This is a genomic window from Roseateles sp., from assembly GCF_039929605.1.
Lineage (GTDB): Bacteria > Pseudomonadota > Gammaproteobacteria > Burkholderiales > Burkholderiaceae_C > Pelomonas.
Genome location: NZ_JBDSQX010000119.1, coordinates 1 through 10323, shown reverse-complemented (window position 1 = coordinate 10323; position 10323 = coordinate 1). Strand labels below are relative to the sequence as shown.

The window sequence follows — 10323 nt, the reverse complement described above, 5'->3', positions numbered from 1 at the left end:
TCACATTGAGCAGCAACCGCTCCATGTTGTCGAGGTTCTCGCCGGCTTCTTCGAAGAAGACCTGGTAGAACTGGCTGAGGTCGATGCCAGCACTGATGCTGGCGCCTTCGGTCGTCATGTCACCCATAGCTGTTACTCCTGAGCGGACTTCAGCGGATGACCTTGCCGATCACCTCGATCAGCTTGGCCGGATCAAAAGGCTTGACCAGCCAGCCGGTAGCACCGGCAGCTCGACCCGCCTGCTTCATCGAGTCGCTCGACTCGGTGGTCAGGATCAGGATGGGCGTGGTCTTGAACTTCGGGTTCTCACGCAGCTTCTTGGTCAGGCTGATGCCGTCCATGCGCGGCATGTTCTGGTCGGTCAGCACGAGGTCGAAATCGCGCGTGCCGGATTTCTCCCAGGCATCCTGTCCGTCGACTGCTTCCACCACGTTGAAGCCGGCGTTCTTGAGCGTGAAGGCCACCATCTGGCGCATCGAGGCCGAGTCGTCGACAGCAAGGATTGAGTGCATTTGAGTTTTCTCCGAGAGAACGTTTTGCCTGGGGGGCCGAATTGAACTGCGGGATTCAGAATAGTTCGATGGAGCCGGCGTCCATCTCGTCCTGCGTGACCGGGTTCGGTCGCAGCGGGGCGGTCTCGACGACGGCTGCGCCGTCTTCGTCATCCATGCCGAAGGTGTCGCGTGCCAGCTGATCTGAGCAATTGCGCAGGCGCTGGCTGGTGTGGGCGATCAACTGTGTCGCCATGTCCTGGAATTGCAGCGCGGTGATGGCACCGGCGATGTCCTGCATGATTTGTTTCAGCCCCGCCGAGGCGGGTGTGCCGTCGCTGCTGCTGAGCAGCGACATCGCCTCGTTGGAGGCGCTGTAGAAATGGGTGGACAAGGCCTCGCCTGCATCGTCGAGCAGGCGCTGCAGACGCTCGAGGTCGTGGGTCACCGTCATGAGGTGATCCTGCAGCTCCGCAGCCGCCAGCAGGGGCATGGCGGCCAGGGCTCCGTCTAGTTCTGCTGCGTTGGAGGTTTCTATCTGCATCGTGTCTCCGCGAGGGGATGCCGCTTCTTATTCCGATGGCCCTGGGTATTCAATCAGGGCGAATGCATCATGGCATGTTCACCTGATTTCCAGCGCCTGTCGACCTGGAGATGATGTGAGAACGAGCCGTATTACCGGTCTGAACGCGTTGAGTATGGGCGCCCGGCCGGCGGGCATGGCCACGGCATACTGCTGCCCCATGACGACTTCTGGTGTGGAGCAGGTCGGCCGCGTCCTGCGCGTGCTGCATGTCGAGGACTCTGACCTCGACCACCAACTCATCCTCGCGCAGCTTTCGCGCGCTGGGTTGCGCATCGAGATGCAAAGGCTGGACGCACTGCCGGCGGTGCTGGCGGCGCTGGAACGCCCGTGGGACGCCATCATCTCGGACTTCAACCTGCCGGGCTATACGGGCCTGGAGGTGCTGGAGGCCGTGAAGGAGCGGCAGTTGCTGACGCCTTTCCTGCTCGTCTCCGGCGAGATTGGCGAGGACGCCGCCGTGGCCGCGATGCGCAATGGCGCTTCCGACTATCTGCTGAAGAACAACCTGGCCCGGTTGGCGCCGGCGCTGCTGAACGCCATCGACGCCGTCGACAGCGAGCGTGCCCGCCGTTCGTCGGACGACGAGTTGCTGCGCTCCAAGCAGCGCCTGCACCAACTGGCCGGCCATCTGCAGACCAGCGTCGAACTGGAGCGTGCGGCCATCGCGCGCGAGATCCATGACGACGTCGGCGGGTCCCTCACGGCGCTGAAGTTCGACCTCGCTTGGATCGACCGCCATGCCCAGGAGCCCGAGGTGCGCCAGCGCGTCGCGGCGGCGCTGGAGACGGTCAGCTCGGCCATTGATGCCAGCCAGCGCATCATGCACAACCTGCGCCCCGCTATCCTGGAGCAGGGCCTGGTGGCCGCGCTGCAGTGGATGACGGCACGCTTCGAGCGGCGCACCGGCATCGAGGCCGGCCTGCGCCTCGGTGACGAGCGCCTGGCTTTGCCGCCCGGCGTGCCGCTGGTGGCCTACCGAACCGCCCAGGAGGCGCTGACCAATGTGTCCAAGCATTCACAGGCCACCAAGGTCGGGATCGAGCTCAGCCTGGACTCCGGCGTGCTGACGCTGGAGATCTGCGACAACGGCCGCGGCGTCGCGGCGGGCGAGCTGGCCAAGGAGCGCTCCTTCGGCATCCGCGGGCTGCACGAGCGAGCGGCTACCGTGGGTGGGTGGGTGGACCTTTCCAGCACGCCGGGCAAAGGCACCAGCCTCATCCTGACCGTGCCGCTGGAGCCCGACGCCATCGACGCGTTGGACGACGCGACCGACTTCGGCAAGGACCTCGGCAACTCCATCTGGGGCCGCGCATGATCAAGGTCATCCTCTGCGACGACCACGGCCTGATCCGTCGCGGCATCCGCGACACGCTGGCCGATGCCGAGGACATCGAGGTCATCGGCGAGGCCGGCGACTACACCGAGTTGCGTGGGCTGCTGCACAAGCTCGGCAAGGACAACCCCTGCGACGTGCTGGTGCTCGACATCAACATGCCGGGCCGCTCGGGCCTGGACGTGCTGCATGTGCTGAAGGACGAAGGCGCGGCCGTGCGCACGCTGATCGTCTCGATGTACCCGGAAGACCAGTACGCCATCCGCGCGCTGAAGGCCGGTGCCTACGGCTACGTCAACAAGGGCGGCGACCCGGCCACGCTGGTGCTGGCCGTGCGCACCGTGGCCCAGGGCCGCAAGTACGTGACGCCCGAGATCGCGCAGATGCTGGTCGAGAGCCTGACGGCGCCCGTCACCGAGCAGGCCCACCACAAGCTGTCGGACCGCGAGCTGCAGACGCTCGTGATGATCGCGTCGGGCAAGCGCCTGTCGGACATCGCCGAGGAGCTGATGCTCAGCCCCAAGACGGTCAGCGTCTATCGCGCCCGCATGCTGGAGAAGCTCGGGCTGACGAACAACTCCGAGTTGACGGTCTACGCGATCCGCAACGGGCTGGTGGCGAGCTGAGCTCGGAGGAACTGCCGCTGCCTCAACAGCGGCGAGGCGATCGCAGGCCCGTCCCGACGAGCGCTGCTGGCCACAGCTTGAATATGCTAAGGTAATACCTGGAAATACTTATTGGAGGCCTTATGGAAGCCGCCGCCGTCCGCCCCGTCGCGATCAAGATCGACGAGGACACCAAGCTCCGGATCAAGCGCTTAGCTGATGCACGTCAGCGCACGGCGCACTGGATCATGCGAGAGGCCATCTCGCAATACGTCGAGCGGGAGGAGAAGCGGGAGTCCTTTCGCCAGGATGCGCTCAAGGCATGGGATGAGTACCGCGTCACCGGCATGCACGTGACCGCCCCTGAAGCCGACGCCTGGCTGGCTCAGCTCGAAGAGGGCCACGACGTCGAGCCACCTGAATGCCACGTCTGATCTGGTCACGGCAGGGGCTGCTGGATGTGCAGCGCCTTTATCGCTTCCTGGCACCCAAGAGCCCTGACGCAGCCCAGCGGGCGGTGAAAGCGATCCGTCTGGGGGTGAAAGTGCTCGGGCAGCAGTCGGGCATTGGTCGTCCTGTCGAGGACATGCCCGACGAGTTTCGAGAATGGATCATCGATTTCGGCGACAGCGGCTATGTCGTGCGCTACCGCATCGATCCGCACGCAGTCACTCTCCTGGCCGTGCGGCATCAAAGCGAAGTCGGTATTTAAAGCCGAATCAAGGCGTCTTGTGCGGCGCCATCCAATGGGTCTACACGAGCGCCTGACAGAGGGCGGTGGCTTGATGAAGCCCAGAGGGGCGGCCAAATCTCGGCTGCACGCTCTCACGGCGGTTCGCCGGTGCGGGGCATGGGCTGACTGCCTTTCAGCCGCCGCAGCGACCGTTCATCCCCGTCGGCGTCTATTCACCGTCACCGGTCGCCGTTCGTCGAAAGCCCTGATCCGCTGACAGCCTTGTCTGTGCAAAATCCGCTCCGTCGCCAAACTTGGCCGACGTAACTATCAGGAGCGCGTCATCGACACCGGACTGCTGAAGGAGCTGCGCATCGACGGCGCGCATCGTGAGGACCCTGGCGGCGGCCCGCCGAAGTGGATCTGGGGCGTGCTGGCCGGCCTCGTCGTCGTGGCGCTGGCGGGCGGCGCGGCCTGGTGGTTCATGGCGGGCAACAAGCCCGTCGAGGTGCAGACCGCCACCGCGCGCGCCAACGGCCAGGGCGCCCGCAGCGACGCCGTGCTGCAGGCCACCGGCTATGTGACGGCGCGCCGCATGGCCACCGTGTCGGCCCAAATGACCGGCACGCTGACCGAGGTGCTGATCGACGAGGGCTTCAAGGTCAAGAAGGGCCAGGTGCTGGCCCGGCTCGACGACACCGGCCTGAAGGCGGGCAGGGCGGCAGCCCAGGCGCAGGTGCGCACGGCCGAGGCCAACCTCGGCCAGTTGCAGGCGCAGCTTGAGCAGGCGCAGGCCGACGAGCGCCGCCAGGCCGAGCTCGCCGCCAGCGGCATGACGACGCGGCAGTCCCGCGAGCAGGCGGCCACGTCCGTGAAGACCCACGTCGCCCAGTTGGAGGCCGCGCGGCGCCAGATCGAGGCTGCCCAGGCCCAGGTGCGCCAGGCCCAGGTCAACTTCGACTACGCCACCGTACGGGCGCCGTTCGACGGCGTTGTCACGGCGCGTGCGGCGCAGGTGGGCGAAATCATCTCGCCGCTGTCCGCCGGCGGCGGCTTCACGCGCACCGGCGTGGGCACCATCGTCGACATGGACTCGCTGGAAGTGAACGTGGATGTCAACGAGGCCTACATCGCCCAGGTCAAGGCCGACATGCCCTGCGAGGCGGTGCTCGATGCCTACCCGGAGTGGAAGATCCCGGCCCACGTCGTCGCCGTCATCCCGAGCGCCGACCGCGGCAAGGCGACCGTCAAGGTGCGCGTGGCGCTGGAGCAGAAGGACGAGCGCCTGGTGCCCGACATGGGCGTGCGCGTGAGCTTTCTGGCGGCCAAGCCCAAGGTGGATGCCAAGCCGGTGCCCGGTGTGCTGGTGCCGCCGGATGCCATCCGGATCGAAGACGGGCTTGAACCAGCCAAGGGCAATGCGGTGGTCTATGTGGCGACTGACGGCAAGGCCCAGCGGCGGCTGGTCAAGTTGGGTGACGAGGTTGGCAAGTTCCGGCTGGTCACCGAGGGCGTGAAGTCAGGGGAGACGGTCGTCGTCTCGCCACCGGCAGAGCTGAAAGATGGTTCCAACATCGTGAACAAGGAATGAGCATGAGCGCTTTGATCGAAGTCCGCGACCTGTCCAAGGTCTACACCCGCGGCAAGCAGAAGCTGGAGGTGCTGCACCACATCGACCTGGACGTCCAGCAGGGCGACTTCCTCGCGCTGATGGGCCCGTCCGGCTCGGGCAAGACGACGCTGCTCAACCTGATGGGCGGCCTGGATGCGCCCAGCGGCGGCTCGATCAGCGTGGGCGGCGAGCGCATCGACAAGCTCGGCAGCGCAGCGCTCGCCAAATGGCGCGCGTCGCGCGTCGGCTTCGTCTTCCAGTTCTACAACCTGATGCCCACGCTGTCGGCGCAGAAGAACGTCGAGTTGCCGCTGCTGCTGACCAAGCTGTCATCGGCCGAGCGCAAGAAGCGCGCGTCCATCGCGCTGCAGCTCGTCGGCCTGGCGGATCGCGCCTCGCACAAGCCGACGGAGCTGTCCGGCGGCCAGCAGCAGCGCGTGTCCATCGCGCGGGCCATCGTGTCGGACCCGACGCTGCTGGTCTGCGACGAACCCACCGGCGACCTGGATCGCCAGTCCGCCGAGGACGTGCTGACGCTGCTGCAGGCGCTGAACCGCGAGCACGGCAAGACCATCGTCATGGTCACCCACGACCCGCGCGCCGCAGCCCGCGCCAGCCACACGCTGCACCTCGACAAGGGCACGCTCGTCACTGCCGCCGAGGCTCTGGCTTAAGGGCGCGCCATGAAATACCTCCACCTCATTTGGGCGGCGCTGTTCCGGCGCAAGCTGCGGACCTTCCTGACCCTGGTGTCCATCGTCACGGCCTTCCTGCTGTTCGGGCTGCTGGACGCGGTGCGTGTCGGCTTCGATCAGGCCGGGAAAAGCGCCAACGGTGCGCAACGGTTGCAGACCGGCTCCAAGCTCAGCTTCATCCAGCTGCTGCCCATGTCGCTGGCGGCGCGCATTACGCAGGTCGACGGCGTGAAGGACGTCGCCTTTGCCAACTGGTTCGGCGGCGCCTACCAGAAGCCCGAGAACGCAGTCTTCAGCTTTGCCGTGTCACCCAACTACCTGGACATCTATCCGGAGATGCAAGTCTCGGCCGCGCACCGCGAGGCCTTCGCCGAGACCAAGAACGGCGCCATCGTCGGTGAAGGCCTGGCGCGTAAGTACGGCTGGAAGGTTGGCGACCAGGTGCCGATGCAATCCACCATCTTCCCGGACAAGAACGGCAGCCAGAACTGGCCCTTCACGATCGTCGGCCTCATCCACGTGGCCGACAAGAAGAGCGGCGCCTGGTACGACCAGATGTTCCTGCTGAACTGGAAGTATTTCGACGACACCACACCCTGGAACCAGGGCCAGGTGGGCTGGTATGTGACGCGTGTAAAGGACGTCAACCAGGCCGACCGCGTGCTCAAGGCCATCGACGAGATCTCGGCCAATTCCGACCACGAGACCCGCACGCAGACTGAAGCCGCCGCGATGTCCGGCTGGATGAAGCAGGTGGCCGACATCAACCTCATCGTCACCTCCATCATGGGCGCCGTGTTCTTCACGCTGTTGCTGCTGGCCGGCAACACCATGATGCAGGCGGTGCGCGAGCGCACCGGCGAGATCGCGGTGCTCAAGACGCTGGGCTTCTCGGGTGAGAGCGTGCTGGGCATGGTGCTGGCCGAGTCGGTGCTGCTGCTGCTGCTCGGCGGCGTCGTCGGCCTGGCGCTGGCCAGCGTCATCGGGCCCATCGTCAGCGCGGGCAGCGGCGGTGCGTTCAACCTGCCGGCAGCGGGCTTGACGAGCTGGCTGATCGGCGTCGGCCTGGCGCTGCTGTTCGGCCTGGGCGTCGGCGCGCTGCCGGCCATGCGCGCGATGCGCATCAACATTACCGATGCACTCGCCGGGAGAGCCTGAAATGGCGCCCCTCGTCCAAGGCGTACCTTGGCCGGTCCCCCGAGGGGACGGCGATGCTTGCCGGATCGACCGGCAAGCACATCGCCAGTGCGGGCCGGCTTGGGGGCGGCCCTGCGCTCGGCCCGAATACCGCTCCGTCCGCGAACCAGGAAAACTCACATGAAATTCCTCAAGAACCTCGGACTCTTCGTCCTCATGGTCGTGCTGCTCGTCGGCTGGGTGCTGATGCCCTGGCAGGGCGCGCTTGCTGCTGCCGTGCTGCTCGCGCTGTGGATGTTCCTGTTCCGCAGCGGCGCGCAGGCCCGCTCGGTCACGGCGGTAGGCATCAGCACGCTGACGCAGCGGCTGGGCTCCTCGGCCGTCATCGTCGTGGGCATTGCCGGCGTGGTGGGCGTGTTGGTGTCGCTGCTGGCCATGGCCGAGGGCTATGCCCAGACGCTGCGCAACTCGGGCAGCCTGGACACGGCCATCGTCATGCGCGGCGCCTCGGCCAACGAGGTGTCCTCCTCGCTGACCCGCGAAGAGCTGCTGCAAATCGAGCAGGCGCCCGGCGTCGCCCGCAACGCCAAGGGCGAGCCCATCGTGTCCGCCGAGATCGTGGTGGCGGCCAACCTGCCGGTCAGGGGCAGCAAGACCGGCGATTCGGGCAGCGCCCAGGTGCGCGGTGTCAGCGAATCCGCCTTCGCCGTGCGGCCCAACGTCAAGATCGTCGAGGGCAAGGCCTTCCAGCCTGGCCTGCGCGAACTCGTCGTCGGCAAGGGCGCGGTGCGCCAGTTCGAGGGGCTGACGGTGGGCGCCACGCTCAAGCTCGGCAACCAGCCGTGGACAGTCGTCGGCATCTTTGCATCGGGGGATGCGCTGGAGTCCGAACTCTGGGCGGATGCCAACGTCGTCAGCGACACCTATCGGCGCGGCGGCGGCCGCAACTCGGCCACGGTCAAGCTGGAGAGCCCGGCGGCCATCAAGGCCTTCGGCGCCGCGCTCGAAGCGAACCCGCAGCTCAAGGTCAAGGCGGTCACGACGCTGGAGTTCTTCTCCAAGCAGAGCGAGCAGATGACCAAGATCCTGCGTGCCATCGGCATCACGGTCGGCTCCATCATGGCCGTGGGCGCGGTGTTCGGTGCGCTGAACACCATGTTCGCCGCTGTGGCGACGCGAGCGCGCGAGATCGCCACGCTGCGGGCGATCGGCTTCCGTGGCCTGCCGGTCGTCGTGGCGGTGATGCTTGAGACGACGCTGCTGGCCCTCATCGGCGGCCTGGTCGGCGGGCTGGTGGCCTTCGTGGTGTTCAACGGCTTCGAGGCGTCGACGATGGCGGCCGGCTCGGTCGGCAAGCTCAGCTTCAGCCTGGCCGTGTCGCCGGGCCTGCTGTGGGAAGGCATCAAGTGGGCGCTGGCCATCGGCTTCATCGGCGGGCTGTTCCCGGCCGTGCGCGCGGCCAGCGTGCCGGTGACGACGGCGTTGCGGGAGGCGTGAGTCCGCACGGATGAAGGGCGGGGGCAGGCACTTCGGTGACCAGCCCCTTTCCTTGATGGCGGCTTGGAAAAGATGAAGCGTCTGGTGGCAATGGCCTCAAAGGGCGTCGGCTTCAGGCTGAGAGCAGCCTTCCGTTGCGCTCAGGTCGCAAGAACAAGAAACGCTACAAATCCAGCGATAACAACGCCCACGATGGGCCAGGGCACTCGGGGTGAAGGTCGCAGTCCCACTTGAGACGCAGCCCGCAATCGCTCAGCTCTACGCGCGGGCGACATGACCAAAATCATGATCGGCACGGCTACACAAGCCGCCATCAATAGCGCCCCAAGTACCAGGCGGACCCACACCTCGCCGTAGAACCACCAGGGATTTGCCTCCGGACGGAGCAAGACCGACGTGCCTTTTCTGGCATACCTGACCGAAATCTCTCCGGCCTCGAGGGCACTGTGACCGGATATCAACAGCATCGCGCCGAGGAGAAAAAGGACGATCAGGGAGAGCATCACGAAGAGCGCGCCACCCAGTGCAGATCCATTGTTCTTCATCGAACCAACCCTAGCGATAACGATCGAGACCCTGGCAGGCTCGCTGCCCTGACGCCAAAAAGTATGCCCGCTATCGCTGCTAAGCCGACTGATGTCGGTGCCAGCCCTTCAGCAACTAACTGAACGCGGCCAGCAGACGCTCAAGCGCCACCGTGAAGGGCGTCTGCATCAACGGCAGCGTCGCCACCATGCCGATCAGGCCGACGCTGACGGTCAGCGGGAAGCCGACCGAGAACACGCCGATCTGCGGCGCGACGCGCGAGATCACGCCGAGCACGAGGTTGACGAACATCAGCATCGTCATCAGCGGCAGCGCGATCCACAGCCCGATGGTGAAGATCTCCGCGCCCCAGCGGTGCGGCATGGTTGCGCGCAGGAAGGCGAAGGGTTCGGTGCCGACGGGGAAGCTGTGGAAGCTCTGAATCAGCGCATTGATGAGCAGCAGATGCCCGTTGATGGCGATGAACAGGAAGGCCACCATGCTGCCGAAGAAGCGTGCGCTGGCGGTGCCCTGAGCGCCGCTGCTGGGGTCGAAGAAGCCGGCGAAGTTCAGGCCCATCTGCAGGCCGATCAATTCCCCCGCGAACTCCAGTGCCGCGAACACGAGGCGCACGGCGAAGCCCATGGACAGGCCGATCAGCAGTTGCTGGGCGACGAGCAAGGTCAGCATGGGCAGCGAGTCCAGCGGCGTCGGCGGGATTGCCGGCAACGAGGGCTGGGCCGCGACGGCGATGAAGAGCGACAGGCCGACGCGCAGGCGCAGCGGCACGGCGCGCTGGCTGAAGGTGGGCATGCCGGCGAACAGGGCCAGCGTGCGGATGAAGGGCCAGAGGAGGGGGTTGAGCCACTCAAGCAGTTGGGCTTCGGTGACGGAGAACATTTGGGGTTAGTTCTCTCGTTGCTTTGGGTTGCTGGCGAGGCCCATTGACTGTGTGCCAGCCTTGGTGGGCCTTTCGTCGCTTTGGGTTCGCGGCAAGGTGCCGGGAGTCCCGCCCGGCGGCGGGGTAACTTTCTTCTGCGGAGCCAGAAGAAAGTCACCAAAGAAGAGGCTCTGAACCGCACACGAGTGCGATGGCGTCACGTGCATCGCGCGAAAACGATCGACGCCATTGCGCCCATACGCGACCCGCTGCGCTCTCGCTGCTGTCC

12 protein-coding genes are annotated in these 10323 nt (G+C 66.0%); 8 read left to right on the top strand and 4 right to left on the bottom strand.

Translation table 11 applies throughout. The annotated features are described in order from the left end of the window. Positions 1-149: 149 nt before the first annotated feature. On the bottom strand, positions 150-512 hold the full coding sequence (locus ABIS05_RS16575; RefSeq protein ID WP_348012179.1) for a response regulator: 363 nt from the start codon (positions 510-512) through the stop codon (positions 150-152). A 55-nt stretch (positions 513-567) separates the two neighbouring features. Beyond that, complete coding sequence (locus tag ABIS05_RS16570) at positions 568-1035, bottom strand: hypothetical protein (protein ID WP_348012178.1); 468 nt, start codon at positions 1033-1035, stop codon at positions 568-570. Positions 1036-1234: 199 nt separating this feature from the next. Between ABIS05_RS16570 and ABIS05_RS16565 the strand changes: the two genes are divergently transcribed. From ABIS05_RS16565 to ABIS05_RS16530, 8 genes are all read left to right on the top strand, one after another. Next, the gene (locus ABIS05_RS16565) at positions 1235-2392 is read left to right on the top strand and encodes a histidine kinase (RefSeq protein ID WP_348012177.1); all 1158 of its coding nucleotides are present in this window, start codon (positions 1235-1237) and stop codon (positions 2390-2392) included. Next, on the top strand, positions 2389-3036 hold the full coding sequence (locus tag ABIS05_RS16560) for a response regulator transcription factor (RefSeq protein WP_348012176.1): 648 nt from the start codon (positions 2389-2391) through the stop codon (positions 3034-3036). The genes ABIS05_RS16565 and ABIS05_RS16560 overlap by 4 nt, the downstream gene beginning before the upstream one ends. A gap of 122 nt (positions 3037-3158) precedes the next feature. Then, positions 3159-3449, top strand: coding sequence for a ribbon-helix-helix protein, CopG family (locus ABIS05_RS16555; RefSeq protein WP_348012175.1), 291 nt, complete (start codon positions 3159-3161; stop codon positions 3447-3449). Continuing rightward, positions 3437-3727 carry a type II toxin-antitoxin system RelE/ParE family toxin gene (locus ABIS05_RS16550; RefSeq protein ID WP_348012174.1) on the top strand — a complete coding sequence of 97 codons (291 nt, stop codon included), beginning with the start codon at positions 3437-3439 and terminating at the stop codon, positions 3725-3727. The genes ABIS05_RS16555 and ABIS05_RS16550 overlap by 13 nt, the downstream gene beginning before the upstream one ends. Before the next feature lie 391 nt (positions 3728-4118). Then, on the top strand, positions 4119-5279 hold the full coding sequence (locus tag ABIS05_RS16545; protein WP_348012173.1) for an efflux RND transporter periplasmic adaptor subunit: 1161 nt from the start codon (positions 4119-4121) through the stop codon (positions 5277-5279). Beyond that, a complete protein-coding gene (locus ABIS05_RS16540; protein ID WP_348012172.1) occupies positions 5276-5974 on the top strand; it encodes an ABC transporter ATP-binding protein in 699 nt (232 codons plus the stop codon). Before ABIS05_RS16545 ends, ABIS05_RS16540 begins: the two co-directional genes overlap by 4 nt. Before the next feature lie 9 nt (positions 5975-5983). Beyond that, positions 5984-7153: an ABC transporter permease gene (locus tag ABIS05_RS16535; protein ID WP_348012171.1), complete on the top strand. Its 1170-nt coding sequence runs from the start codon at positions 5984-5986 to the stop codon at positions 7151-7153. Positions 7154-7312: 159 nt separating this feature from the next. Further along, positions 7313-8629 (top strand): ABC transporter permease, encoded by a 1317-nt coding sequence (locus ABIS05_RS16530; RefSeq protein ID WP_348012170.1) that lies wholly within the window; start codon positions 7313-7315, stop codon positions 8627-8629. Positions 8630-8769: 140 nt separating this feature from the next. Here the strand turns inward: ABIS05_RS16530 and ABIS05_RS16525 are convergent, their stop codons facing one another. Beyond that, positions 8770-9174, bottom strand: a complete 405-nt coding sequence (locus ABIS05_RS16525) for a hypothetical protein (protein ID WP_348012169.1) — start codon at positions 9172-9174, stop codon at positions 8770-8772. A 115-nt stretch (positions 9175-9289) separates the two neighbouring features. Beyond that, entirely contained in the window at positions 9290-10054 is a 765-nt protein-coding gene (gene fliR / locus ABIS05_RS16520; protein WP_348012168.1) for a flagellar biosynthetic protein FliR, read from the bottom strand. Between the last annotated feature and the right edge of the window lie 269 nt (positions 10055-10323).

Coding starts and splice junctions, on each gene's coding strand:
- fliR (WP_348012168.1), bottom strand. CDS start 10,054: ATGTTCTCCGTCACCGAAGCCCAACTGCTTGAGTGGCTCAACCCCCTC.
- ABIS05_RS16540 (WP_348012172.1), top strand. CDS start 5,276: ATGAGCATGAGCGCTTTGATCGAAGTCCGCGACCTGTCCAAGGTCTAC.
- ABIS05_RS16575 (WP_348012179.1), bottom strand. CDS start 512: ATGCACTCAATCCTTGCTGTCGACGACTCGGCCTCGATGCGCCAGATG.
- ABIS05_RS16535 (WP_348012171.1), top strand. CDS start 5,984: ATGAAATACCTCCACCTCATTTGGGCGGCGCTGTTCCGGCGCAAGCTG.
- ABIS05_RS16560 (WP_348012176.1), top strand. CDS start 2,389: ATGATCAAGGTCATCCTCTGCGACGACCACGGCCTGATCCGTCGCGGC.
- ABIS05_RS16565 (WP_348012177.1), top strand. CDS start 1,235: ATGACGACTTCTGGTGTGGAGCAGGTCGGCCGCGTCCTGCGCGTGCTG.
- ABIS05_RS16525 (WP_348012169.1), bottom strand. CDS start 9,174: ATGAAGAACAATGGATCTGCACTGGGTGGCGCGCTCTTCGTGATGCTC.
- ABIS05_RS16530 (WP_348012170.1), top strand. CDS start 7,313: ATGAAATTCCTCAAGAACCTCGGACTCTTCGTCCTCATGGTCGTGCTG.
- ABIS05_RS16550 (WP_348012174.1), top strand. CDS start 3,437: ATGCCACGTCTGATCTGGTCACGGCAGGGGCTGCTGGATGTGCAGCGC.
- ABIS05_RS16570 (WP_348012178.1), bottom strand. CDS start 1,035: ATGCAGATAGAAACCTCCAACGCAGCAGAACTAGACGGAGCCCTGGCC.
- ABIS05_RS16555 (WP_348012175.1), top strand. CDS start 3,159: ATGGAAGCCGCCGCCGTCCGCCCCGTCGCGATCAAGATCGACGAGGAC.